Source organism: Rhizobium sp. WYCCWR 11152, from assembly GCF_013087615.1.
GTDB classification, from domain to species: domain Bacteria; phylum Pseudomonadota; class Alphaproteobacteria; order Rhizobiales; family Rhizobiaceae; genus Rhizobium; species Rhizobium indicum.
Window position 1 is genome coordinate 574,652 of record NZ_JABFCP010000008.1, and the last position, 24,129, is coordinate 598,780.

A 24,129-nucleotide genomic window follows, 5' to 3' on the forward strand; every position below is an offset into this window, starting at 1 on the left:
TTCATGCACCTCAACGGCCCATCCAGGTCCGGAGTTCCACGGCAACGCCATTTCCGGGCAAAGCGATGGGTCATCGAGCAATGGGCCAGCTCGGAACAAAAAGCGGCTATGCGAGTTCATACGCAGTTCAACAGGTCGCATCCATGCCGAAATTGCCGCTGTCGCCTTCCGAGAAACGCTCGTTCTCCACTATTCCCGCAGATCAGAAACTCGCTTTGATATCGAGCTATTCAGAAGCGCTACGTAAGCTTGCCAGATCGACTGAGGCGGTCGGACGGGCCGATATGCTGCCGAAACTGATCCAGGTGGCGGACGGACTGGACGGTCTGGCAACCGCGATTGCCGAGACGGAGGCCGGAACCGAGGTGATGGCGCGCACGGCGCGGCTGATCCGGGCGACCGAGGGGATGCTGGCGTCGATGTCCTCGTCATTAGTCATCCCTTTCGCGAGTGACCGGATCAAATGCCGCCGCGCCCCTCGCTCCTGAGTTTTATGGTTAATTTATTAATAATTCTGGATTTATAAAAGGAACCGGACGCCCTTTCCAAATGTTGATGCTCCGCCTGGAGGAACCCCCGATGATCCTGAAAATCCTTGCCCCCAAGATCGACGCCGATTGCCATGACACCGGCACCTGGCCCGACGGAATTTTCGCCGAAAACCGGATCGATCTTTCCGCTCGCCGCGACGGCCGCCGTCGCTCGCCGCATGAGCGCGACTACGCCAATGACAGGAAAGTGGAAAATCTGCCGCTCGGCTTTGTCTGACCGTTCCGGGCGTGGCGCGTCACAACCTACGAAAGACCAGAACGCCTGATGCCGGCAACACGGCATTCAGCACTCCCGCAGTGGCTCTGATCCTTCCGCCGCCATTACCAACGTTCCAGCCGCCATATTTGTCAGCATCGGTATTGAAGATCTCCTCCCAGAGATCATCGCCCAGACGTTCGCTGTGCAGCCGATAGCCGTGTTCGAAGGGAGCATCGTTCAGCGACCCCACGACGAGGAAATCCTCGCCGTCATTCCATCGATGAAACGCGATCACCCGATTTTCGTCGTGAACCAGGGGAATGTCGATGTTGCGGGAGCGAATGGCATCCTGATGGACGCTGAGCGCGATCAGATCGCGATAACAGCTGAGCATCCCTGCGCCGCTACCATCAGCTTCGCCGAGAATATTCTCCCGGTTGTCGAGGAAATCATTGTAGCGATAGGGCTTCTGGGCGCCGATTTCCTCGCCCATGAAAAACATCGGCGTGCCCGGCGATAGCAGCGTCATCGCCGCCGCGAACCTCGATCTCGCCTCCGCCCATGCCCTGGTCTCGCCGACGATCGGCGCGAAATTGACGGCGATAACAGCGGTTCGCGCCGATCCCTCACGATTGCCGCAATCGTCATGCGACTGGTTGTAGACCACCTTGGATCGCGCGCTCGTTTGCAGCGCGCCGGCAAGAGACGACATGGTCAGCGCCCGCTTGTCCCCGAAACCGGCATTCTTCAACAGCTGCGCCTGTGCGCCGCCGTGATATTCGACGAGGTTGTGATGAAAATCGCCGTACCAGGTCGCATCGAAGCCGAGCCCGTCGCCGGTCAGGCTCGGCTCGGTCATCGCCGACCAGTCCGAATAATCCTCGGCCGTCAGGAAAAGCTGCGGTTTGATCAGCCGCATCGTGCGGGTCCACTGCTTCAGAAACTTGGCCCCGAAGGCAGCGGCCCGATCGGCGCGCCGGCCATCGGCATGCAGGACCGGATATTGGTGGATCGAACTTGTCTGATCGAGCCGGAAACCATCGATATGGCAGACGGAGACGAGAAATGCTGCGCTGGAGATAAAAAGCTGGCGCACGGCTTCCTCATCGAAGCGGGGCGCCCATCCCGTGGAGACGTTGTCGATGTAGCCGCCTGTGGGATCGGCGTAATCGCCGGGAGTTCCCTCATACCAATAATAGATATTGCGGGTGTGATCGTTGGAATCATAGGCCCATTGCGCCCGCTCGCCGTCCGGATCGAAGTGATTGTAACAAACATCGAGGATGACGGCGATGCCACGCTGGTGGCAGATCTTGACGAACATCTTCAGCCGGTCGGTGCCGCCAGCCCCCTGGTCGGCGGCAAAGAAATGCGACGTGCCGTAACCCCAGTTGGCCCGCATTTCGAATTCCGCAATCGGCAGCAGTTCCACTGCGTTGACGCCGAGTGCCGAAAGATGCTCGATGAAGGCGATGGCATCATCAAGCGTGCCGGGCGCGGCCTTGCCGAAACCGAGCGCGCCGACGTGCAGTTCATAGATCACCAGATCCTCAAGCCGCTCCGGAAGTGTTCGACCTCCAACGAATTCGTCAGCCCAGAACGTCTCGGCGGCAACCTCCTGCCCGGATGGAAGTACGACCCGCTTCGGATCGCAGACGACCGAGCAGCTTTGCGGTCCGTCCAATGCGGCCGGCGATCCGTGATAGATCGCTCCATCCGGATCGAAGTCTCCCGCGCCGATCTGCATGAGGGACCAGATATCGGTGCGGTAGGCGAGCGATCCATCATCCCTGGTGATGCGGTACATATAGGGCGTCCCGACCATGCTGTCGAAATCGGAAAGGCCGTGATCCTCGCCGGTTTCAATGCTCCAGAAGCCATCAATGGACCTGCGCATCCTGATGGTTGCAACCGTTCCGGTGCCGTCGTCGGCGATATAGCCAATGGCGGGATCGGCCAGGACGAGCAAGACATCTCGCGCATTCGGCGCCCAGACCGAAAAGCGAATGCCGTCGGCACTGTTGCGCCTTTCAACGCGGTTGGCCCCCAGACGGCCGATCCATGTCAGATAGTAGGTCTGCGGCGCTATCCCCTGCTGGAGATCGAAGGAGCGTTCACGACGCGTCGAGGCCTCGTCGTCCAATTCGGCGGCGATCGCCCACAGGCTTGAAGCGCCGGGGCGATCGAGTTCGATCCCCCAGCGAAAATGCGTGTCGATCTCGTCATCGGGAAAAGAAACCCTGGCGACGAAGACATCATAACCATCCTCGTCGCGAGAGCGCTGCATCGGAACAGATGTCCACTCGTTCGAGGGACGGCCCTGCTCGTCCCAACTGCCGCGGAGACGGACATTATCGAACGCCGTCGACGGCAAGCCGCTGCGAAACCGGAATTGAACATTAACGGTCATCGGATCCTCCGGGCCACGTTGGACTTCGCCAGATTCTGCCTATGCGTCTGTTTCACGGGGTCATGATCGGCCGGCTGGATGCAAAAATGCAAGCGCAGATTCTGTATTAAAACCGATCCGGCGCGGGCCACATTCAGGACAATTTATCATGGTTAACGGGCAGTACTGCACGGCCCTCCTCGTGTATTAAATCGAATTGGCATCAGAAATGTGAAGAATAAATTCCCATCGCCAATTCCCTCATAAACTGGGAGAAAAACTTTGGCTCAAGCCGTTAGAATAAACGATATTATTCGTTCCTTTGGAATTGACACGCATATCGACTACACCGACGGAAAATATTCCAATGTCGGAGAAGTTGTTAAGGCTCTCGACTATCTTGGCCTTGATACCGTTCGCGATCACGCCCCCAACTCCGCCTCCGATCCCAACGGCCAAACGCATCTCGGCGATGCCGCGGAAGCCGGCGTACAATTCGTTTTCAGCGCCCAGCGCGAAGTCGACCCCGCCACTGTCGCCCAGCGGCTGCATGCCTTCGTGCAAGCCCATCCCGGATCGGTCGTCGGCATCGAAGGTCCGAACGAAGTCAATAACTGGCCGGTCAGCTATCATGGGCTGAGCGGCCAGGCAGCAGCAGTCGCCTATCAGAAGGACCTGTCTGCCGCGGTCAACGCCGATCCCTTGCTGAAGAATATCCCAGTCCTCGGCTTTACCGGATATACGGTCGCTTCGGCCTCCGACTACACGACGATCCACACCTATGCGAAGGATGGCGACCAGCCATTCTCGTGGCTTTCCCGAGAATCCGGCGTTCAGCGCGCTGCCGATCCGGGCAAGCCACTGGCGATCACCGAAACCGGTTACCACACCTCGCTCACCGCCGACACCAATGGCGGTTGGGAAGGCGTCAGCGAAGCGACGCAGGCAAAGCTCCTGCTCAATACGCTGATGGACGGTGCGGCCCTCGGATCGAAAAAGACATTCATCTACGAGCTGCTGGACGCCTATTCCGATCCGCAGGGCACCAACCAGGAGCGGCATTTCGGTCTCTTTCATCTCGACTATTCAGCCAAACCGGCTGCAACGGCGATCCACAATCTGACCGCCATCCTTGAAGACGACGGCGCAACGAAGGCGAGCTTCAGCGCGGGAACACTCAATTATTCGATCGACGGTCTGCCGTCGTCGGCCCGCAGCCTGCTGACGGAAAAATCGGAAGGAAGCTACCAGATCATCGTCTGGAACGAGCCAGATATCTGGAACCAGTCCTCCGACACAGCCATTCAGGCCGCGACAACAGCCGTCAAAGTCAATCTCGGGGCCTCGTTCGGCTCTGTGAAGGTCTTCGACCCGGTGACCGGGACGACGGCGATCAAAAGCCTCAGCAACGTGTCGTCGCTGACGCTCGATGTCACCGATCATCCCTTGATCATCGAGGTAGCAGGCAGCGGCGCCAGCACGCCGCCGGCCACCAACCATCTCTATGGCGGCGCCGGCAACGACACCTTCACCGTGACCAATGCGAACCAGATCGTCGACGAAAGCCGGGGCGGCGGAACGGATACCGTAAAGGCTTCGATCAGCTTCAGCCTGGCCGATCAGAAGCATACGGTCGGAATGATCGAAAACCTCACCTTGACCGGGACGGCCAATCTCAGCGCGACAGGCAACAATACGGCCAACATTCTCACGGGCAACGACGGAAACAATTTTCTCAACGGCGGGAAAGGGAACGACCGATTGATCGGCGGGCTTGGCAATGACAAGCTGATCGGCAAGACCGGTGCTGACGTTCTCACGGGCGGAGGCGGAGGCGATTCCTTCGTCTTCGATGTGAAGCCCAGCAATACCAGCGTTGACAAGATCGTCGATTTCTCTTCAGCCGCAGGCGATAAGCTGGTGTTCGACGACGCTGTCTTCACCGGGCTCAAGCCATCGAGCTTTTCGGCCGAGAATTTCGTTCTGGGAACGAAGGCGCTCGAGGCTGATGACAAGCTGATCTACGATCAGGCCAGCGGCATTTTATCCTATGATGCGGATGGAAGCGCAGCAGGCGGGGCAATCCATGTCGCCGATCTCGACAATTCCGCCGCACTTCACTTCAAAGATCTCCTGCTTGTCTGAGCCGGTCGGCTCGTCTCATTGCGGGGGCCGGCCTGCAGCGTCACGGGCGGTCGCATCCCCCCTCTTGCCGGAGCCTAAATCCCGGCCACATTCTCCGTTGACGCCACTCGTGCCGCAACGGAGAAGCCTTTGCCCTGGATCGCCTATATCGTCCATTTCATCGCCGCGGCATTTCTGACCAACGGCATCCCGCATTTCGTCGCCGGGGTCAGCGGCCGGCGCTTCCGCATCCCCTTCGCGCAAGGGGCAAAGCTCGGCTCACCGACGGCGAATGTCGTGTGGGGCTGGGCGAATTTCCTCATCGCCTTCCTGCTCTTTGCCAATATCGGGCCGCTCTATATCGGCACGCCGGGTGACACGATCTTCGTGGCAGCGGGCATGCTCGTTGCCGGCATCCTGCTTGCCCGTATTTTCGAGGGTGACGTTTGAGATAACTAACTTGCATGATGATAGTCACTGCTGTAGTGACATCAGCCATGCAGCGAACGAGTTTCAGCGATTTCAAATGCCCGGCGGCGCGCGCGCTCGACAGCGTCGGCGACTGGTGGAGCATGCTGATCCTGCGCGATGCCTTCCAGGGGCTTTCACGCTTCGACGAATTCCAGAAAAGCCTCGGCGTGGCGCCGAACATCCTGACGCGGCGGCTGAAACATCTGACGGAAAAGGGGCTGTTCGAACGGCGTCTCTACCATCAGCACCCTGCCCGCTACGAATATCGGCTGACGGACAAGGGCCGTGACTTCTTTCCTGTTCTGATGACGCTGTTTTCCTGGGGAAGCCAGCACATTCCCGAAGAGGACCTCGCCTTTCTCTTGGGCGATACCGCTTCCGGCAAAGAGCGCCAGACGATGCTGGTCGATGCGCGGACCGGCGAAGAAGTGACACCTGAAAACACCAGCCTGCTTGCAGGTCCAGCCGCCGATGACGAGGTGCACCAGCGGATCGCCCGCATGCGCGCCTGGTATCTCGGCATCGACGCATAGAAAGGACAAAAGAATGGATCGCATCGTTGTCACCGGTATGGGACTTGTCTCGCCACTCGGCACCGGCGTCGAGCCCACCTGGAAGCGTCTTCTCGATGGCGGTTCGGGGCTGCGGGTGCTGGCGGAGGATATTGTCGGCGAGCTCTCGGCCAAGGTCGGTGGCATCGTTCCTGGTATCGCTGAGGATGCGGAGGCTGGTTTTGATCCAGACCGTTACATCACGCCGAAGGACCAGAAGAAGATGGACCGCTTCATCCACTTCGCCATGGCAGCGACGGAAGAAGCGGTGAGGCAGGCCGGCTGGATGCCCGTTGATGAAGGCGAGCGGGAGCGCACGGCAACGATCATCGCGTCGGGCGTCGGCGGCTTTCCTGCCATCGCTGAAGCGGTGCGGATCGGCGAAACGCGCGGCGTGCGGCGGCTGTCGCCCTTCACCGTGCCCTCCTTCCTCGTCAACCTCGCCGCCGGCCAGGTCAGCATCCGTTACGGCTTCAAAGGGCCGCTGGGTGCTCCGGTGACGGCCTGTGCCGCCAGCGTCCAGGCGATCGGCGATGCGGCACGGCTGATCCGCTCCGGCGAAGCGGATGTGGCGATTTGCGGCGGTGCCGAGGCCTGTATCGACAAGGTGAGCCTCGGCGGCTTTGCCGCTGCGCGTGCGCTTTCCACCGGTTTCAACGAGACGCCGGAACTGGCGTCTCGCCCCTTCGACACGGCGCGCGACGGTTTCGTCATGGGCGAAGGCGCAGGCATCCTGGTCATCGAGACGCTGGAGCACGCGCTTGCCCGCGGCGCCACACCGCTCGCCGAACTCGTCGGCTACGGCACGGCGGCGGACGCCTACCACATGACATCAGGCCCAGAAGACGGCGATGGCGCCCGGCGAGCGATGGAGGCGGCACTCAGGCAGGCGAAGATCCCGGCCTCCGAGGTCAGGCATCTGAACGCGCATGCGACCTCGACACCGGTCGGTGACAGAGGCGAGATCGCGGCGATAGGCACGGTTTTCGGCCGCAATGGCGGTATTGCCGTCAGCGCGACGAAATCGGCGACCGGCCACCTGCTTGGCGCCGCCGGCGGCCTGGAGGCGATCTTCACCATCCTTGCGCTGCGGGACCAAATCGCACCGCCGACCCGCAACCTCGATGAGGCCGATCCTGATGCCGACGGCATCGATATCGTCGGCAAGACGGCGCGGCCGCTGGCGATGGACTACGCCATTACCAACGGTTTCGGCTTCGGCGGAGTGAATGCCAGCGCCCTGTTCCGCCGCTGGTCCTAAAGTCCACTTTCCTTGCGCTGAAAATCGCCTACACTTCTGCTCTATCGGCGATCCTTCCCCGATAGAGCCGGAGATACCCCATGCGCGCCTTCTTCGCAGTTCTTATTCTGTGTGCCGCGTCCTTCCTCTCCCCTGTCTCGGCCCGCGCCGAAGATCCGATCGACACGACGCGGACGATGATCGAGGACCAAATCAACGCCTTTCTCAAGGACGATGCCGAGACCGCCTATTCCTTCGCCGCCCCCGGCATTAAGGCGATGTATCCCGACAAGAACCTGTTCTTCGCCATGGTGAAGAAGAGCTACGAGCCGGTCTATCACCCCGGCAACTACGCCTTCGGGCGCAGCCGCTCGATCGACAACGGCGCGCTGATCTATCACGAGGTGCTGATTTCAGGCCGGGACGGCAAGGACTGGACAGCGATCTACCAGATCATGCGTCAACCGGACGGCAGCTACAGGATCAACGGCGTGCAGATCATGCCGGACGCAGACAGCAAGGGCATTTGATCCCAATCTGATCGAACTTCGTCTGATTGAATCAAACGGGTTGAAGATCGCCCCTCGCCCATTCCTCCTGCGTTTTCGCCATGAAATCGGCGAAGCGGCCTTCGGCGATCGCCTTGCGGATGCCCTGCATCAGCTCCTGGTAATAGGCGAGATTGTGCCAGGAGAGCAGCATGCCGCCGAGCGCTTCGTTGGCGCGGACGAGATGGTGCAGATAGGCGCGCGAATAATCACGCGAGGCCGGGCAGTTCGACTGTTCGTCGAGCGGGCGCATATCCTCGGCATGGCGGGCATTGCGGATATTGACCTTGCCGCGGCGAGTGAAGGCCAGGCCGTGGCGGCCGGAGCGGGTCGGCATGACGCAGTCAAACATGTCGATGCCGCGGGCGACCGATTTCAGAATATCATCAGGCGTGCCGACGCCCATGAGGTAACGCGGCTTTTCCAGAGGAAGGACCGGCAGCGTCGTTTCCAGCATCTGCAGCATGACGTCCTGCGGCTCGCCGACGGCAAGGCCGCCGATCGCATAGCCCTTGAGGTCGAGCTGGCTCAGCGCCTCGGCCGAGCGGATGCGTAGCGCCGGGATATCGCCGCCCTGGACGATGCCGAACATCGCCTTGCCGGGCTGCTCGCCGAAGGCGACCCTGCAGCGCTCGGCCCAGCGCAGCGACATTTCCATGGCGCGCTCGATCTCCTTCGGCTCGGCCGGCAGCGCCACGCATTCGTCGAGCTGCATCTGGATGTCGGAGCCGAGCAGCCCCTGGATTTCAATGGAGCGCTCCGGCGACATATGGTGCAGGCTGCCATCGACATGCGACTTGAAGGTGACGCCCTGCTCGTCGAGCTTGCGCAGGCCGGACAGCGACATGACCTGGAAGCCGCCCGAGTCCGTCAGGATCGGATGTTCCCAGCGAATGAGCTTATGCAAGCCGCCGAGCCGGGCGACGCGCTCGGCCGTCGGGCGCAGCATCAGGTGATAGGTATTGCCGAGGATGATGTCGGCGCCGGTCTCGCGCACCTGGTCGAGATACATCGCCTTGACCGTACCGACGGTGCCGACCGGCATGAAGGCCGGCGTGCGGATCTCGCCGCGCGGCATGGAGATTTGGCCAAGGCGTGCGCCGGCGTCGGTCTTGTCAAGGGTGAATTGGAAGTTATCTGTCATCTGTCTTTCCGGAAAAGAAGGCTCGCGTCGCCGTAAGAGTAGAAGCGGTAGCCCGTCGAAATGGCGTGTTTATAAGCCGCGTGCATGGTCTCGAAGCCGGCGAAGGCCGAGACCAGCATGAACAGCGTCGAGCGCGGCAGGTGGAAATTGGTCATCAGCATGTCGACCGCCTTGAAGCGGTAACCGGGCGTGATGAAAATGCCGGTAGCGCCGGCCCAGGGCATGACCTCTCCGCTTTCCTCGGCTGCACTCTCGATGAGCCGCAGCGAGGTCGTGCCGACGCAGACGATGCGCCCGCCTCTTTCTCGCACGGCATTCAGCCGGGCGGCGATCTCGGCGCTGACATAGCCGCTTTCGAGATGCATCTTGTGATCGGCAGTATCGTCGGCCTTGACCGGCAGGAAGGTGCCGGCGCCGACATGCAGCGTGACGAAATGGCGTTCGATGCCGGCCTTGTCGAGCGCTTCGAACAGCGCAGGTGTGAAATGCAGGCCGGCGGTGGGGGCGGCAACGGCGCCCTCCTCGCGAGCGTAGATCGTCTGGTAATCGGCGCGGTCGCGCTCGTCGTCAGGGCGCTTGGCGGCGATATAGGGCGGCAGCGGGATATGGCCGACGGCGGCGATCGCCTCGTCGAGCGCCGGGCCCGAGAGATCAAACAGCAGCGTCACCTCGCCGGCCTCGCCCTTTTCCTCGACGGTGGCATCGAGCGAACCGAGGAAACAGCTTTCGCCGGAATGGCCGAAGCCGATGCGATCGCCCTGCTTGATGCGCTTGCCGGGCTTGGCGAAGGCCTTCCAGCGGCTGGGGCCGGTGCGCATGTGCAGCGTGGCAGACACCTGTTGGCCGCCGGCGCCGTCGCGATGGCGGATGCCCTCGAGCTGGGCGGGAATGACCTTGGTATCGTTGAAGACCAGTGCGTCGCCAGCCCGCAAGAAGGATGTGAGATCGCCGACGCGGTGATCCGACAGGCTGTTTTCCGCATTCGGATCGATGACGAGCAGGCGCGCGCTGTCACGCGGCTCGGCGGGCCGCAACGCTATGCGTTCGTCGGGCAGATCGAAATCGAAAAGGTCTACGCGCATCAGGGCACTTTCAGGCAAAGCGAAACCCGCCCCACGCAGCTATGCGCAAGGGCGGGTTTCAGCAGAAATCATAATCAGACGTCGGCGGCAACCCGCATGGAGACGATCGAGTCCGGATCGGAAACCGGCTCGCCGCGCTTGATCTTGTCGACGTTGTCCATGCCTTCGATGACCTGGCCCCAGACCGAATACTGCTTGTTCAGCCAGGGCGCGTCGGTGAAGCAGATGAAGAACTGCGAATTGGCCGAGTTCGGGTTCTGCGAACGGGCCATCGAGCAGGTGCCGCGCGTATGCGTGGTCGCCGAGAATTCGGCCTTCAGATCCGGCTTCGAGGAGCCGCCCATGCCGGCGCGGCTGGGATTGAAGGTTTCCGAGCCCTTCTTGCCGAATTCGACATCGCCCGTCTGGGCCATAAAGTCCTGGATGACGCGGTGGAAGACGACACCGTCATAGGCCTTCTCGCGAGCGAGTTCCTTGATGCGGGCGACATGTTCCGGGGCGACCTGCGGCAAAAGCTGAATGACAACCTTGCCCTTGGTGGTTTCCAGAATGACGGTGTTTTCGGGATCCTTGATCTCGGCCATTTGCCTTCTCCTCTTGTTTCTATCGTAACTTACTTCTTGCCCAGGGTGACCTTGATCATCCGGTCGGGACTTTTGACTTCGCCGTTCTGGCCTTCGCCCTTCTTGATCTTGTCGACGTTCTCCATGCCGGAGACGACCTTGCCGACGACGGTGTACTGGCCGTTCAGGAAGGAGCCTTCGGCGAACATGATGAAGAACTGCGAATTGGCGGAATTCGGATCCTGCGAGCGGGCCATGCCGACCGTACCGCGCACGAACGGGGTCTTGGAGAATTCAGCCGGGATGTCAGGCATATCCGAGGAGCCGGTGCCGGCGAGGCTCGCATCGAAGCCCTTTTCCATGTTGCCGTATTTGACGTCGCCGGTCTGAGCCATGAAGCCATCGATGACGCGATGGAAGGCGACGTTATCGTATTCGCCCTTCTTGGCCAGCGCCTCGATCTGGGCGACATGCTTCGGCGCCACTTCAGGCATGAGCTGGATGACAACAGGGCCATCCTTCAGCTGGATGGTGAGATAATGGTCGGCCGACTGGGCGAAGGCATCCCCCGCGAAGGAGGCGAGATACAACACGCCGGCAAATGCGAGATAAAAGAGTTTCATATGAGCTCCATTGCGGCGGGTTCCGCCTAGTCTTTGCGCTTGCTAGTTTGGGCGCTTGGATGTGAGGGCTTGCAAGACAGCGGCCGGCACGAAAGCGCTGACATCGCCGCCCATGGCGGCGATCTGGCGGACCAATGTGGCGGTAATGGGCCGCGAGGCCGTGCCCGCCGGCAAAAAGATGGTCTGGATATCGGGCGCCATCGTCCGGTTCATGCCGGCCATCTGCATTTCGTAATCGAGGTCGGTTCCGTCGCGCAGACCGCGGATCAACAGCGTGGCGCCATGGATGCGGGCGGCATCGACGACCAGATTGTCGAAGGAGACGACGGTGATGTCGCCGGCCTTGCCAGGCAGCGCTTCAGCCAGAGAACGGCGGATCAGCTCAGCTCTCTCCTCGAAGGAAAAGAGCGGCGCCTTGCCGGGATGGATGCCGATCGCGACGATCACCTTTTCGGCGACGTTGAGCGCCTGGACCAGAACATCCACATGCCCATTGGTGATCGGGTCGAAGGACCCCGGATAGAAAGCTGTCGTCATGTGGCCCGACCGTTGGTTTGACGCCTTTTGTCACGGATGACGCCTTCTCGCAAGTGATTTGCCCAGCTCCGGCTAGACCGCCGCGCGTCTTTTCAGACGCGTAAAGGAAGTTATGCGCCGGGCGGTTAAACGGCGGATGAATGGGCCGTTCAAGACCGTTTCAGACTGGATCTGCTTAACTCCGATCATCAAAGCAGCCGATGCCATTCCGGCATCCGGCGCTCCCCCGAAAGACCAGGTCCATGCTGATCGTGCTCGTTGCACTTGCCGTCATTTCCTCCCTCGCCGCCGAGATGGCCTATGGCTATTTCGCCGATCGATACGAGATGAGCTGGGTGCGGCCGGAGCTTGCCGAGCATGCGGCGATCGTGCGCGCCCAGGGCCGGCTGCGCGAAAAACGAGCTTCGAATCTGAATGCCAGATGAACGAGACATTCAAGGTCGCTTCAGATCGGCATTGGTAAACACCCGATCAACATCCGGCGGAACCATTTACAGACGGATGCGTTCATTCAACCGATACATAGAGCGGCGCGGAAGGATTAAAAATGCCCGGCAAGATTACGATGATTAACGTGCTCTGGATGGTAATGGTCACGGGCATGCTGACCGCAACTGTCGCTCTCTATGATCAGAAGGTTGATACGTCCAAGGTTTATGGACCCTATGCTTCGGCCCGGACGGCCGTACTGGGCCAGTACTGAGGGGCGAGAACGCAACTCCCCAGGAAAGGAATGCCTATGTTCACGATCTTGACAGTGCTCACCGCCCTCATCAGCGTGATGTTCATCGTGTCTGTGGCCTCGACGATTTCAGCGCTCCGGCGCGAAGGCGAAGAGGTGAAGGCGCTGAACGAAAAACATAGAGCATTCTGACGTTCCTTTCTCTCCTCTTCCCACCCTTGAGCGGCACCCTTCCGTCGCCAGGGCTATTCAAAGCCGGATGCACCCAGCGTCCGGCTTTTTTCTTTGGGTGCAGTCCTCAACCATCATCCGGTTTGAAAAGAAAAAGGGCGGCTTGAAAAGAAAAGGGCGGCTCGAAGCCGCCCCGTTCATTTGATCATTCCTCGGCCGGCCCGGCCGGATCGCCATCGGCAATCGGCGCCTCGTCGCCGCCACCTTCATCGGCAGAACCTTCGTCGGTGACAGGGGCGCCTTCGGCGACCTCGACAGCCTCTTCCGTCTCATCCTCTTCCGGCTCGCTGATGCGCTCGACCGAGACGACTTTCTCGTCCTTGGCCGTCGAGAAGATGGTGACGCCCTTGGTGGCGCGGCTGGCGATACGGATGCCGCCGACCGGCACGCGGATCAGCTGACCGCCATCGGAGACCAGCATGATCTGGTCGCCGTCATCGACCGGGAAGGCAGCGACCAACTCGCCGATCTCGCCTGTTTTCGACGTATCGGTGGCGCGGATGCCCTTGCCGCCGCGACCGGAGATACGGAAGTCATAGGAGGACGAACGCTTGCCGAAGCCCTTTTGGGAGACGGTGAGCACGAATTGTTCGCGTGCTCTCAACTCGTCATAGCGCTCGTCGGAGAGCTGTCCCTCCTCGGTGACTTCTTCACCGACCAGCGCAATATCCTCTTCATCCACGCCCGTCGCCCGGCGTTCGGTGGCGGAACGCTTGAGATAGGCAGCACGCTCCCACGGCTCGGCATCGACATGACCAACGATCGTCATGGAGATGATGCGGTCGCTATCGCCGAGATTGATGCCGCGCACGCCGATCGAGTTGCGGCCGGCAAAGACGCGGACATCGTCGACGGAGAAGCGGATGCACTGGCCGAGCGCCGTCGTCAAAAGCACGTCGTCATCTTCCGTGCAGGTCTCGACGGAGAGGATTTCGTCGCCCTCCTCCTCGAGCTTCATGGCGATCTTGCCGTTGCGGTTGACCTGGACGAAGTCAGACAGCTTGTTGCGGCGAACCGTGCCGCGCGTCGTCGAGAACATAACGTCGAGATTGTCCCAGCTCGTCTCGTCCTCGGGCAATGGCAGGATGGTGGTGATGCGCTCGCCCGGTGCGAGCGGCAGCATATTGATCAGCGCCTTGCCGCGCGAGGTCGGCGTGCCGATCGGCAGGCGCCAGACCTTCTCCTTGTAGACGATGCCACGCGAGGAGAAGAACAGCACCGGCGTATGGGTATTGACGACGAATAGCCGGCTAACGAAATCTTCGTCGCGGGTGGTCATGCCGGAGCGACCTTTGCCACCGCGCCGCTGGGCGCGGTAGGTGGTGAGCGGTACGCGCTTGATATAACCGAGATGCGAGACGGTGACGACCATGTCTTCGCGGGCGATCAGATCCTCATCGTCCATTTCGAGGCCGCCATCGATGATCTCGGTGCGGCGCGGCGTGCCGAACTCGTCGCGGACGGCGAGAAGTTCGTCCTTGACGATGGTCTGGATGCGGACGCGCGAGGAAAGAATATCGAGATAATCCTTGATTTCCTCGCCGATCTTGTTGAGTTCGTCGCCGATTTCGTCGCGGCCAAGCGCCGTCAGGCGGGCAAGGCGCAGTTCGAGGATGGCGCGGGCCTGCTCTTCGGAGAGATTGTAGGTGAGGTCGTCATTGATGCGATGGCGCGGATCGTCGATCAGACGGATCAGGCTTTCGACATCTTCCGCCGGCCAGCGGCGGGTCATCAGTTCTTCGCGGGCCGACTGCGGATCGGGCGCCTGGCGGATGACGCGAATGACTTCGTCGATATTGGCGACGGCAATGGCGAGACCGACCAACACATGGGCACGGTCACGCGCCTTGCGCAGCAGGAATTTCGTTCTCCGGCTAACGACTTCCTCGCGGAAGGAGACGAAAGCGCGCAGCATGTCGAGCAAGGTCAGCTGTTCAGGCTTGCCGCCGTTCAGCGCCACCATGTTGCAGCCGAAGGAGGTCTGCAGCGGCGTATAGCGATAAAGCTGGTTCAGGATGACCTCGGCGTTGGCATCGCGCTTCAGCTCGACGACGACGCGATACCCCTGGCGGTCGGATTCGTCGCGCAGGTCGGAGATGCCTTCGATGCGCTTGTCGCGCACCAGCTCGGCCATCTTCTCGATCATCGTCGCCTTGTTCACCTGGTAGGGAATCTCGGTAATGATGATCTGCTCGCGGTCACCGCGCATCGGCTCGATGGCAGCGACGCCGCGCATGATGACGGAGCCGCGACCGGTCTCATAGGCAGAGCGGATGCCGGCACGGCCAAGGATCTTCGCACCCGTCGGGAAATCGGGGCCGGGAATGATCTGGATCAGTTCCGGCAGCTCGATGGCCGGGTCGTCGATCAGCGCGATGCAGCCGTCGATGACTTCGGAGAGATTGTGCGGCGGGATGTTGGTCGCCATGCCGACGGCAATGCCGCCGGCGCCGTTAACAAGCAGGTTCGGGAATTTGGCGGGCACCACGACCGGCTCGGAGAGCGTGCCGTCGTAGTTGTCGCGGAAATCGACGGTTTCCTTGTCGAGATCGTCGAGCAACGAGTGGGCAGCCTTTTCGAGGCGGCATTCGGTGTAACGTTCGGCCGCCGGCGGATCACCATCGACCGAGCCGAAATTGCCCTGACCATCGATCAGCGGCAGCCGCAGCGACCATGGTTGCGCCATGCGGGCGAGCGCATCATAGATCGCGGAATTGCCGTGCGGATGGAATTTACCCATCACGTCACCGGTGACGCGGGCGCATTTGACGTATTTCTTGTTCCAGTCGATGCCGAGCTCGGACATGCCGTAGAGGATGCGCCGGTGCACGGGCTTCAGGCCGTCGCGCACGTCGGGCAGCGCGCGGCTGACGATGACGCTCATGGCGTAATCGAGATACGACCGCTGCATTTCCTCCATGATGGAGATGGGCTCGATGCCTGGCGGGAGCTTCCCGCCGCCGGGGGGTGTTTGCTCAGTCAAAACAGATCACGATCTCTTCTAGAATCACTTGAAGATTTATAGCGGAAAGCCTGTTGCCGCGCCAATTTCACAGCGCGTTTTGAACAGGCTTTTGCGGCTTAAAGAGGGTAAAACATGCAAGTTGCGCGGCCGGACCGGACAAATCCGCCGCGAGCCGCCGCGGGATATTTGCCAAATCGAAATCCCCGCTTCACAATCATAAAAACCACGCACCCATATGGGGTTCCGGAGAGCCGATGGCAAGCGCCGACCAATTGATCAACGCCTTCACGACGCTGCTCGTCACCATCGATCCACCGGGGCTTGCGCCGATCTTTCTGGGGTTGACGACAGGCATGAGCCGAACCGAGCGCAAGCAGGTGGCGCTACGCGGCTCGGTCATCGCTTTCATCATCCTCGCCGTCTTCGCGCTGTTTGGCGCCGGCGTGCTCGGCGTGCTCGGGATTTCGATCGGCGCCTTCCGCATCGCCGGCGGGCTGCTGCTGTTCTGGATCGCCTTCGAGATGGTGTTCGAGAGACGGCAGGAGCGCAAGGAGAAGGCGACCGAGGCGGCGATCACCAAGGATCACATCGAGAATATCGCCGTCTTCCCCCTCGCCTTGCCGCTGATTGCCGGCCCGGGTGCGATCTCGGCGACGATCCTGCTGGCCGGCACGCTGGCCACCTCGATCGGGAAAGCGCAGCTGATCGGCGTCATTGCCGCCAATCTGCTGCTGACCTTCCTCATGCTGCTCATCGCCGAAAGGCTGGACCGTTTCCTCGGCGTCACCGGCCGGGCCATCCTGACGCGGCTCCTCGGCGTCATCCTCGCAGCGCTCGCCGCACAGTTCGTCGTCGACGGGGCGAAGTCGGCGTTCAACCTCATCAGCGCGACACCGCACTGAAAACGGCGGCAGATGATTGAGGCCGATGCGATCTGAATGATCGGCTGCGAGATCAAAGAAAAAGAGCATGACGCCATCCAAGGCATCATGCTCTCTCACGTCTCTCACCAAGCCAGAAAAGGCTACCGATCAGAACGGGATGTCGTCGTCGAGATCCCGCGAGAAGTTGCCGCCGCCGCTGCCACCGCCGCGGCTCGGCGATGAAGCGGGAGCCGGGGCGCCGTAATCGTCGCCATAATCGTTGCCGCCACCGGCACTGCCACGGCCGCCGCTCGCGCCGCCGCCTTCACCACGGCCGTCGAGCATCGTCAGCGTCGAACCGAAACCCTGCAGCACCACTTCCGTGCTGTAGCGATCCTGGCCCTGCTGGTCCTGCCACTTGCGGGTCTGCAGCTGGCCTTCGATATAGAGCTTGGCGCCCTTCTTCACATATTGTTCGACGACCTTGCAGAGGCCCTCGTTGAAGACGACGACGGTGTGCCATTCGGTCTTCTCACGGCGCTCGCCGGAATTGCGGTCGCGCCAGGTCTCCGAGGTCGCGATACGAAGATTGGCGATCGGCCGGCCATCCTGAGTGCGACGGATTTCGGGGTCCGCACCGACGTTTCCAATCAGAATTACCTTATTCACACTACCAGCCATACTTCTCACCCTGCCTGCCGCCCTGCCCGGCGGCGTTTAATCGATCGGCGCACCTTAAACCATCACGGACCGCCGATGCGCATGGGCGGCATTTAATCCACATGTTTATCCATCAGAAAGCCGCATGCATTCATCAGGAATTTTGTTCTTTATTTGTTCTAGTTTATCCGTATGATCCTGTCAACAGAATCGAAAACCTTGACCGTAGTGGACATTCAGCCTCGACTCGCCCGTCGGCATCACTAAATAAGGGCTGTCATCCAGAAAACCAAAGCAGAGACGATGAGCGAACTGAAGACGATCTCCATCCGCGGCGCGCGCGAGCATAATCTCAAGAGCATCGATCTCGATCTGCCGCGTAACAAGCTGATCGTCATGACCGGGCTTTCGGGTTCCGGCAAATCCTCGCTCGCCTTCGACACGATCTATGCCGAGGGCCAGCGGCGCTATGTCGAGAGCCTGTCGGCCTATGCCCGGCAATTCCTCGAAATGATGCAGAAGCCCGACGTCGACCAGATCGACGGGCTGTCGCCGGCGATCTCGATCGAGCAGAAGACCACCTCGCGCAATCCGCGCTCGACGGTCGGCACCGTTACCGAGATATACGACTATATGCGCCTGCTCTTTGCCCGCGTCGGCGTTCCCTATTCGCCGGCCACCGGCCTGCCGATTGAGAGCCAGACCGTCAGCCAGATGGTCGACCGCATCCTCGATTTCGGCGAGGGCACCCGTCTTTATATCCTTGCGCCGCTCGTGCGCGGGCGCAAGGGCGAATACAAGAAAGAACTGGCGGAGCTGATGAAGAAGGGCTTCCAGCGCGTCAAGGTCGACGGGCAGTTCTACGAGATTGCCGAGGCGCCGGTGCTCGACAAGAAATACAAGCACGACATCGACGTGGTGGTCGACCGCATCGTCGTGCGCTCGGATGTCTCGGCGCGCCTGGCCGACAGTCTGGAGACCTGCCTGAAGCTCGCCGACGGGCTAGCGGTCGCCGAATTCGCCGACAAGCCGCTGCCGCCGGAAGAGACGTCGGCCGGCGGCTCGGCCAACAAGTCGCTGAACGAGACGCATGAACGTGTGCTGTTTTCGGAGAAGTTCGCCTGCCCGGTCTCCGGCTTCACCATTCCGGAGATCGAACCCAGGCTGTTCTCCTTCAACAACCCGTTCGGCGCCTGCCCGACCTGCGACGGCCTCGGCGCTCAGCAGAAGATCGATCCGGATCTGATCGTGCCCGAGCCCGAGCGGACGCTGCGCGACGGGGCGATCGCGCCCTGGGCCAAGTCGACCTCGCCTTATTACAACCAGACGCTGGAAGCGCTCGGCAAACATTACGGCTTCAAGCTCGGCACCCGCTGGAACGATCTCTCCGACGAGGCCAAGGACGTCATCCTCAACGGCACCAACGACAAGATCGAATTCCACTACGCCGACGGCGCCCGCTCCTACACGACGCAGAAGAATTTCGAGGGTATCATCACCAATCTCGAGCGGCGGTGGAAGGAGACCGATTCCGCCTGGGCGCGCGAAGACATCGAGCGCTTCATGTCGGCTGCCCCCTGCCCTTCCTGCAACGGCTTCCGCCTGAAGCCCGAGGCCTTAGCGGTGAAGATCGACACGCTGCATATCGGCGAAGTGACCGGTATGTCGATCCGCGTCGCCCGCGACTGGTTCGAGACGCTGCCGGCAAGCTTCAATGCCAAGCAGAACGAGATCGCCGTGCGCATCCTCAAGGAAATCCGCGACCGGCTGCGTTTCCTCAACGATGTCGGCCTGGAATATCTCAGCCTTTCGCGCAATTCCGGCACGCTTTCGGGCGGCGAGAGCCAGCGCATCCGGCTCGCCTCGCAGATCGGTTCGGGGCTGACGGGCGTGCTTTATGTGCTCGACGAACCGTCGATCGGCCTGCATCAGCGCGACAATGCCCGGCTGCTCGACACGCTGAAGCACCTGCGCGACATCGGCAACACCGTCATCGTCGTCGAACATGACGAGGATGCGATCCTGTCGGCCGACGATGTGGTCGATATCGGCCCGGCCGCCGGCATTCACGGCGGCCAGGTGATCGCCCATGGTACGCCGCAGGATATCATGGACAATCCGAAGTCGCTGACCGGCAAATATCTCTCCGGCGAACTCGGCGTTCCCGTTCCCGACGAACGCCGCAAGCCGAAGAAAGGTCGCGAGATCAAGGTGGTCGGCGCGCGCGGCAACAATCTGAAGAACGTCACGGCGTCAATCCCGCTCGGCGTGTTCACGGCGGTGACCGGCGTTTCCGGTGGCGGCAAATCCACCTTCCTGATCGAGACGCTCTATAAATCGGCAGCACGCCGCGTCATGGGTGCGCGTGAAAACCCGGCCGATCACGACCGCATCGACGGCTTCGAGCATATCGACAAGGTGATCGACATCGACCAATCGCCGATCGGCCGCACGCCGCGCTCGAACCCGGCGACCTATACCGGCGCCTTCACGCCGATCCGCGACTGGTTCGCCGGCCTGCCGGAGGCAAAGGCACGCGGCTACCAGCCGGGCCGTTTCTCCTTCAACGTCAAGGGCGGACGCTGCGAGGCCTGCCAGGGCGACGGCGTCATCAAGATCGAGATGCACTTCCTGCCCGATGTCTACGTCACCTGCGACGTCTGCCACGGCAAGCGCTACAATCGCGAGACACTCAACGTCACCTTCAAACAGAGGTCGATCGCCGACGTGCTCGACATGACGGTGGAGGAAGGCGTCGATTTCTTCGCGGCGGTGCCTGCCGTGCGCGACAAGCTGCAAGCGCTGAAGGATGTCGGTCTCGGCTATATCAAGGTCGGCCAGCAGGCGAATACGCTCTCGGGCGGCGAGGCGCAGCGCGTCAAGCTTGCCAAGGAGCTGTCGAAACGCTCGACGGGGCGCACGCTCTACATTCTCGATGAACCCACGACCGGCCTGCATTTTCACGACGTCGCCAAGCTGCTCGAAATGCTGCACGAACTGGTCAACCAGGGCAATTCGGTGGTGGTGATCGAGCACAACCTCGAAGTCATCAAGACCGCCGACTGGGTGCTTGATTTCGGTCCTGAAGGCGGCGATGGCGGCGGCGAGATCGTCGCGACCGGCACGCCGGAAGCGATCGTCAAGGAGAAGCGGTCCTATACCGGACACTTCCTGAAGGAATTGCTGGAACGGCGGCCGGTGAAGAAGGCGGTTGCGGCGGAATGACAATGAGGCCAGCGTCGCCCGATGATCTGGAAACGATCGCGACGCTGACAACAGCCGCCTACCGGCCCTATAGCGAGCTCTTCGGCGCTCCGCCGATGCCGGTGACGGAGGATTATGCGCCGCGGATCGAACGCGGCGAGGTCTGGCTCTGCGAGATCGGCGGGCAAACGGCCGGCCTGGTGGTCGTCGAGCAACATTCCGATCACCTCATGCTGTTCAGCATCGCGGTCTCGCCGGCCTTTCAGGGTGCCGGGCATGGGCTGGCGATGCTGCGTTGGCTGGAAGGCAAGGCGCGGGAACGAGCCGTGCAGGAGATTCGGCTCTACACCAATGCGCGGATGGAGCGGAACATCGCGCTCTATAGCGCCTTCGGGTTTCGGGAAACGGGTCGCCGACCGAGCCCTTATCGGCCAGGATGGACGCTCGTCGACATGACGAAAGAGATCAATGCGGCCTGAGCGGCTGCGAATGGGGAGGACGACATGACGAAATCCGGCACTATCCGCACCGGCATCGGCGGCTGGACCTTCGAGCCCTGGCGCGGGCATTTCTTTCCCGAGAGCCTGAAACAGAAGGACGAGCTGAATTATGCCAGCCGCCAGTTGAAGGTCATCGAGGTCAACGGCACCTATTACAGCACGCAGAAGCCTGCGGTCTTCGCCAAATGGGCGGCTGACGTGCCCGACGGTTTCATCTTTTCGCTGAAGGCGACACGTTTCGTCACCAATCGGCGGGTGCTTGCCGAAGCCGGTGAATCGATGGAACGGTTCCTGTCATCAGGCATCAGCGAACTCGGCGATCATCTCGGGCCGCTGCTGTGGCAGTTCGCACCGACGAAGAGGTTCGATTCGGATGATTTCGAAGCCTTCCTGAAGCTGCTGCCGGCAAAACAGGATGGGTTGGCGCTCCGCCACGTGGTCGAGGTGCGGCACGATTCCTTCAAGGTGCCGGAGTTCGTGGCGCTGCTTTCGAAATACGGCGTAGCGCCGGTCTGCGCTGAACATTTCGAATATCCGATGATCGCCGACGTGACGGCCGATTTCGTCTATGCGCGGCTGCAGAAGGGCTCGGACGATATTCCGACCTGCTACCCGGAAAAGGACCTGAGGGCCTGGGCAAACCGGCTGGAGACATGGGCCGAGGGCAAGGTTCCTGATGACCTGCCGCTGATCGATGGAGATCGCAAGGTAAAGACCGAGCCGCGCGACGTCTTCGCCTTCATGATCCATGAGGGCAAGGTCAATGCGCCGCACGGGGCGATCGCCCTGCAGCAGGCGCTGGCGAAATAGGCCGGGCTGGATAGTCACAAAAGGATCGCAACATTGTGGGTATCACATCGTCGGTCACGCACTCCATGAGGGCATCATGATCGTGGTAACCTGGGAGCCCGCATGAGCGTTGCCGCATCCTATCTCTATCGCAACGGACGGCGGGTCGAGGCCATAGCTTTCGAGGCGGCCTCCATTCCGGCGACGGACAACGAATTCATCTGGATCGGGCTGCACAAGCCTAGCCGGGACGAGCTCCTGCTGCTGCAAGGCCGTTTTGGCCTTCACGAACTCTCGATCGCCGATGCGCTCAGCTCTTTGCAGATGCCGAAGCTCAGCGTTTATGACGACCAGTTGTTCGTCATCGCAAAGACGGCACAGCTCGAGGGGGACCATATCACCTACGGGGAAACCGCAATTTTCGTCGGCAAGCGCTATATCATCACCGTCCGCAATGGGTCGGAGCGCGGGCACGGAGAGCTGCGCGGCCGGCTGGAGACATCGCCGCAGACGCTCTGCCATGGCACCGACTACATTCTGCATGCCATTCTTGATTTCATTATCGACGGCTATCTTCCCATCGTGCGCACGATCGAGGATTCCGTTCTCGAGATGGAACGAAAGATGCTCGACGCGTTTCTCGACCGCAACCAGATCGCCCGCATTTTCAAGTTGCGCCGGGAAGTCATTCTGTTTCAGAGGGTGCTGGATGCGATGCTGGACCTTTGCGGCAAGCTCTACCATCTCGACCTGCCGTCGCTTGACAAGGAAGCGAAGCCCTATTTCCGCGATGCGCTTCAGCACATGCACCGCGTCGAGACGATGGTTGCAAGCTTGCGCGACGTGATCACATCGGTTTTCGAAGCGAGCAATCTGATTGAACAGCAAAGACAGGGCACAATCACAAGGCAGTTGGCGGCCTGGGCTGCCATTCTCGCCGTTCCGACGGCGATCGCCGGCATTTACGGCATGAATTTCGACAATATGCCCGAGCTGAAAACCAGCTACGGCTATTTTGTCGTTTTGGCAGTCATCACTGTCATGTGCATCGCACTTTTCATCCGTTTCAAGCGCGCCCGCTGGATATGACGCCTTGCTCGTCGATGGGCTTCATTTCTTCCCGTCCGCCAACGCCTCTTTCCGGCGGCGCGGCAGAAGCGATTTGAGGTACCGCCATATCGGCGAGACAGCGTAGCCTGCGACCGGAATTGCGATCAAGCCGGCGACGATACCGACGATGCCCGCTCCTGCGGCCTCGACGATCCAGCGCAGCACGGATGGCAGAACGGGAATGGCATGCGCCGTCGCCTCGCCGGCATCATGGATCAGATGCGCAGGGCCGCCGATACCATAGGCTTCGAGGCCATGAACGATGATGCCGCCGCCGACCCAGATCATGGCGGCCGTTCCGACGATGCCGAGCACTTTCAGAAAATAAGGCATGCCTGTGACAAGCCCCTTTCCGATCGCACGGAAGAAGCCGCCCATCGCAGATGCCGTCCGCACACGTGCCAGCATCAGACCGAGATCATCAGCCTTCACGATAAGCGCCACGCCGCCATAGACCAAGACTGTGATGCCCAGTCCAACAACGGCTAGGATGAGGGCCTGCGTGAACACGCTGCCAGACGGCACCGCGGCGAGCGTAATCGCCATGATTTCGGCCGACAGGATGAAATCCGTCTTGATGGCACCGGCGACCTTTTGGTCTTCTACCGATTTGGCATCGAGGCTTGTCGTCTCGAGTGCCGTTTCATGGGCGTGAGCTGCATGCGGCAACACCAGTGCGTAGACTTTTTCCACACCCTCGTAGCAGAGATAAAGTCCGCCGATCATCAGCAGCGGTGTGATCGCCTGCGGTGCGACAAGGCTCAGGATCAGCGCCGCGGGAAGCAGGATCAGAAGCTTGTTCTTCAGCGAGCCGAGCGCGATCTTGCCGATGATCGGCAATTCGCGCGCTGCCGAAAATCCGGTGACGTAGCGGGGTGTGACTGCCGCATCATCAATGACGACGCCGGCCGCTTTCGCGCCTGCCTTGGCAGCCTGGCCGGCAATATCGTCGAGCGACGCCGCAGCCACCTTGGCCAATGCCGCGATATCATCAAGAAGGGCGATCAGGCCAACACTCATTCGAGCCTCCGTCGGGAAGACAGACTTACGCAGTGAAAAACGGAAAACCCGTCAACGAAACGTGGCATCCTCCGGCGGGAAGA

23 protein-coding genes and 1 pseudogene are annotated in these 24,129 nt (G+C 61.0%); 15 read left to right on the forward strand and 9 right to left on the reverse strand.

Features of this window, described 5'->3' with window-relative positions:
• Positions 1-143: 143 nt before the first annotated feature.
• Positions 144-488, forward strand: a complete 345-nt coding sequence (locus G9X67_RS12630) for a hypothetical protein (protein WP_171598780.1) — start codon at positions 144-146, stop codon at positions 486-488.
• 91 nt (positions 489-579) lie between these two features.
• A complete protein-coding gene (locus G9X67_RS12635) occupies positions 580-768 on the forward strand; it encodes a hypothetical protein (protein WP_138329471.1) in 189 nt (62 codons plus the stop codon).
• Positions 769-787: 19 nt separating this feature from the next.
• Here the strand turns inward: G9X67_RS12635 and G9X67_RS12640 are convergent, their stop codons facing one another.
• On the reverse strand, positions 788-3,160 hold the full coding sequence (locus tag G9X67_RS12640; protein WP_138329472.1) for an alpha-amylase family glycosyl hydrolase: 2,373 nt from the start codon (positions 3,158-3,160) through the stop codon (positions 788-790).
• Between the two features lie 261 nt (positions 3,161-3,421).
• Between G9X67_RS12640 and G9X67_RS12645 the strand changes: the two genes are divergently transcribed.
• From G9X67_RS12645 to G9X67_RS12665, 5 genes are all read left to right on the forward strand, one after another.
• A complete protein-coding gene (locus G9X67_RS12645) occupies positions 3,422-5,284 on the forward strand; it encodes a calcium-binding protein (protein ID WP_138329473.1) in 1,863 nt (620 codons plus the stop codon).
• 129 nt (positions 5,285-5,413) lie between these two features.
• A complete protein-coding gene (locus tag G9X67_RS12650) occupies positions 5,414-5,713 on the forward strand; it encodes a hypothetical protein (protein ID WP_138329474.1) in 300 nt (99 codons plus the stop codon).
• 47 nt (positions 5,714-5,760) lie between these two features.
• Positions 5,761-6,267: a helix-turn-helix domain-containing protein gene (locus tag G9X67_RS12655; RefSeq protein ID WP_138329475.1), complete on the forward strand. Its 507-nt coding sequence runs from the start codon at positions 5,761-5,763 to the stop codon at positions 6,265-6,267.
• A 13-nt stretch (positions 6,268-6,280) separates the two neighbouring features.
• Positions 6,281-7,546, forward strand: coding sequence for a beta-ketoacyl-ACP synthase II (fabF, locus tag G9X67_RS12660; RefSeq protein WP_138329476.1), 1,266 nt, complete (start codon positions 6,281-6,283; stop codon positions 7,544-7,546).
• Positions 7,547-7,626: 80 nt separating this feature from the next.
• Positions 7,627-8,055, forward strand: coding sequence for a DUF4864 domain-containing protein (locus G9X67_RS12665; protein ID WP_138329477.1), 429 nt, complete (start codon positions 7,627-7,629; stop codon positions 8,053-8,055).
• A gap of 31 nt (positions 8,056-8,086) precedes the next feature.
• Here G9X67_RS12665 and tgt read toward each other — a convergent pair whose 3' ends face one another.
• The 5 genes from tgt to coaD form a co-directional block, all read right to left on the reverse strand.
• Positions 8,087-9,217: a tRNA guanosine(34) transglycosylase Tgt gene (gene tgt, locus G9X67_RS12670; protein WP_138329478.1), complete on the reverse strand. Its 1,131-nt coding sequence runs from the start codon at positions 9,215-9,217 to the stop codon at positions 8,087-8,089.
• Positions 9,214-10,299, reverse strand: coding sequence for a tRNA preQ1(34) S-adenosylmethionine ribosyltransferase-isomerase QueA (gene queA, locus G9X67_RS12675; RefSeq protein WP_138329479.1), 1,086 nt, complete (start codon positions 10,297-10,299; stop codon positions 9,214-9,216). The genes tgt and queA overlap by 4 nt, the downstream gene beginning before the upstream one ends.
• A gap of 74 nt (positions 10,300-10,373) precedes the next feature.
• A complete protein-coding gene (locus G9X67_RS12680) occupies positions 10,374-10,883 on the reverse strand; it encodes a peptidylprolyl isomerase (RefSeq protein ID WP_003539661.1) in 510 nt (169 codons plus the stop codon).
• A gap of 29 nt (positions 10,884-10,912) precedes the next feature.
• Positions 10,913-11,485, reverse strand: a complete 573-nt coding sequence (locus G9X67_RS12685) for a peptidylprolyl isomerase (RefSeq protein WP_171598781.1) — start codon at positions 11,483-11,485, stop codon at positions 10,913-10,915.
• 42 nt (positions 11,486-11,527) lie between these two features.
• Entirely contained in the window at positions 11,528-12,022 is a 495-nt protein-coding gene (gene coaD / locus G9X67_RS12690; protein ID WP_171598782.1) for a pantetheine-phosphate adenylyltransferase, read from the reverse strand.
• A gap of 136 nt (positions 12,023-12,158) precedes the next feature.
• Here coaD and G9X67_RS12695 point away from each other — a divergent pair.
• The 3 genes and pseudogenes from G9X67_RS12695 to G9X67_RS35280 all read left to right on the forward strand — a co-directional run bounded on the left by G9X67_RS12695 (position 12,159) and on the right by G9X67_RS35280 (position 12,896).
• A pseudogene (locus G9X67_RS12695) lies at positions 12,159-12,447 on the forward strand (hypothetical protein).
• 122 nt (positions 12,448-12,569) lie between these two features.
• A complete protein-coding gene (locus tag G9X67_RS12700; RefSeq protein WP_003539654.1) occupies positions 12,570-12,725 on the forward strand; it encodes a hypothetical protein in 156 nt (51 codons plus the stop codon).
• 36 nt (positions 12,726-12,761) lie between these two features.
• Positions 12,762-12,896: a hypothetical protein gene (locus G9X67_RS35280; RefSeq protein WP_018445350.1), complete on the forward strand. Its 135-nt coding sequence runs from the start codon at positions 12,762-12,764 to the stop codon at positions 12,894-12,896.
• A gap of 184 nt (positions 12,897-13,080) precedes the next feature.
• Here G9X67_RS35280 and gyrA read toward each other — a convergent pair whose 3' ends face one another.
• Positions 13,081-15,918 carry a DNA gyrase subunit A gene (gyrA, locus tag G9X67_RS12705; protein ID WP_171598783.1) on the reverse strand — a complete coding sequence of 946 codons (2,838 nt, stop codon included), beginning with the start codon at positions 15,916-15,918 and terminating at the stop codon, positions 13,081-13,083.
• 236 nt (positions 15,919-16,154) lie between these two features.
• On the opposite strand from gyrA, the gene G9X67_RS12710 reads away from it, so the two are divergent.
• The gene (locus G9X67_RS12710) at positions 16,155-16,802 is read left to right on the forward strand and encodes a MarC family protein (RefSeq protein WP_029875185.1); all 648 of its coding nucleotides are present in this window, start codon (positions 16,155-16,157) and stop codon (positions 16,800-16,802) included.
• A 129-nt stretch (positions 16,803-16,931) separates the two neighbouring features.
• Here G9X67_RS12710 and G9X67_RS12715 read toward each other — a convergent pair whose 3' ends face one another.
• The gene (locus G9X67_RS12715) at positions 16,932-17,444 is read right to left on the reverse strand and encodes a single-stranded DNA-binding protein (protein ID WP_138329483.1); all 513 of its coding nucleotides are present in this window, start codon (positions 17,442-17,444) and stop codon (positions 16,932-16,934) included.
• A gap of 282 nt (positions 17,445-17,726) precedes the next feature.
• Between G9X67_RS12715 and uvrA the strand changes: the two genes are divergently transcribed.
• From uvrA to G9X67_RS12735, 4 genes are all read left to right on the forward strand, one after another.
• A complete protein-coding gene (gene uvrA / locus G9X67_RS12720) occupies positions 17,727-20,648 on the forward strand; it encodes an excinuclease ABC subunit UvrA (protein WP_171598784.1) in 2,922 nt (973 codons plus the stop codon).
• On the forward strand, positions 20,645-21,106 hold the full coding sequence (locus G9X67_RS12725) for a GNAT family N-acetyltransferase (RefSeq protein WP_138329485.1): 462 nt from the start codon (positions 20,645-20,647) through the stop codon (positions 21,104-21,106). Before uvrA ends, G9X67_RS12725 begins: the two co-directional genes overlap by 4 nt.
• A gap of 24 nt (positions 21,107-21,130) precedes the next feature.
• Entirely contained in the window at positions 21,131-21,937 is an 807-nt protein-coding gene (locus tag G9X67_RS12730) for a DUF72 domain-containing protein (protein ID WP_171598785.1), read from the forward strand.
• Between the two features lie 102 nt (positions 21,938-22,039).
• Positions 22,040-23,005 (forward strand): magnesium and cobalt transport protein CorA, encoded by a 966-nt coding sequence (locus tag G9X67_RS12735; protein WP_171598786.1) that lies wholly within the window; start codon positions 22,040-22,042, stop codon positions 23,003-23,005.
• Positions 23,006-23,026: 21 nt separating this feature from the next.
• On the opposite strand, the gene G9X67_RS12740 is transcribed toward G9X67_RS12735, so the two are convergent.
• A complete protein-coding gene (locus tag G9X67_RS12740) occupies positions 23,027-24,046 on the reverse strand; it encodes a DUF808 domain-containing protein (RefSeq protein WP_171598787.1) in 1,020 nt (339 codons plus the stop codon).
• Between the last annotated feature and the right edge of the window lie 83 nt (positions 24,047-24,129).

Coding starts and splice junctions, on each gene's coding strand:
- G9X67_RS12735 (WP_171598786.1), top strand. CDS start 22,040: ATGAGCGTTGCCGCATCCTATCTCTATCGCAACGGACGGCGGGTCGAG.
- G9X67_RS35280 (WP_018445350.1), top strand. CDS start 12,762: ATGTTCACGATCTTGACAGTGCTCACCGCCCTCATCAGCGTGATGTTC.
- G9X67_RS12630 (WP_171598780.1), top strand. CDS start 144: ATGCCGAAATTGCCGCTGTCGCCTTCCGAGAAACGCTCGTTCTCCACT.
- G9X67_RS12685 (WP_171598781.1), bottom strand. CDS start 11,485: ATGAAACTCTTTTATCTCGCATTTGCCGGCGTGTTGTATCTCGCCTCC.
- uvrA (WP_171598784.1), top strand. CDS start 17,727: ATGAGCGAACTGAAGACGATCTCCATCCGCGGCGCGCGCGAGCATAAT.
- fabF (WP_138329476.1), top strand. CDS start 6,281: ATGGATCGCATCGTTGTCACCGGTATGGGACTTGTCTCGCCACTCGGC.
- queA (WP_138329479.1), bottom strand. CDS start 10,299: ATGCGCGTAGACCTTTTCGATTTCGATCTGCCCGACGAACGCATAGCG.
- G9X67_RS12740 (WP_171598787.1), bottom strand. CDS start 24,046: ATGAGTGTTGGCCTGATCGCCCTTCTTGATGATATCGCGGCATTGGCC.
- G9X67_RS12700 (WP_003539654.1), top strand. CDS start 12,570: ATGCCCGGCAAGATTACGATGATTAACGTGCTCTGGATGGTAATGGTC.
- G9X67_RS12710 (WP_029875185.1), top strand. CDS start 16,155: ATGGCAAGCGCCGACCAATTGATCAACGCCTTCACGACGCTGCTCGTC.
- G9X67_RS12680 (WP_003539661.1), bottom strand. CDS start 10,883: ATGGCCGAGATCAAGGATCCCGAAAACACCGTCATTCTGGAAACCACC.
- G9X67_RS12730 (WP_171598785.1), top strand. CDS start 21,131: ATGACGAAATCCGGCACTATCCGCACCGGCATCGGCGGCTGGACCTTC.
- G9X67_RS12640 (WP_138329472.1), bottom strand. CDS start 3,160: ATGACCGTTAATGTTCAATTCCGGTTTCGCAGCGGCTTGCCGTCGACG.
- G9X67_RS12665 (WP_138329477.1), top strand. CDS start 7,627: ATGCGCGCCTTCTTCGCAGTTCTTATTCTGTGTGCCGCGTCCTTCCTC.
- coaD (WP_171598782.1), bottom strand. CDS start 12,022: ATGACGACAGCTTTCTATCCGGGGTCCTTCGACCCGATCACCAATGGG.
- G9X67_RS12715 (WP_138329483.1), bottom strand. CDS start 17,444: ATGGCTGGTAGTGTGAATAAGGTAATTCTGATTGGAAACGTCGGTGCG.
- G9X67_RS12635 (WP_138329471.1), top strand. CDS start 580: ATGATCCTGAAAATCCTTGCCCCCAAGATCGACGCCGATTGCCATGAC.
- G9X67_RS12655 (WP_138329475.1), top strand. CDS start 5,761: ATGCAGCGAACGAGTTTCAGCGATTTCAAATGCCCGGCGGCGCGCGCG.
- G9X67_RS12725 (WP_138329485.1), top strand. CDS start 20,645: ATGACAATGAGGCCAGCGTCGCCCGATGATCTGGAAACGATCGCGACG.
- tgt (WP_138329478.1), bottom strand. CDS start 9,217: ATGACAGATAACTTCCAATTCACCCTTGACAAGACCGACGCCGGCGCA.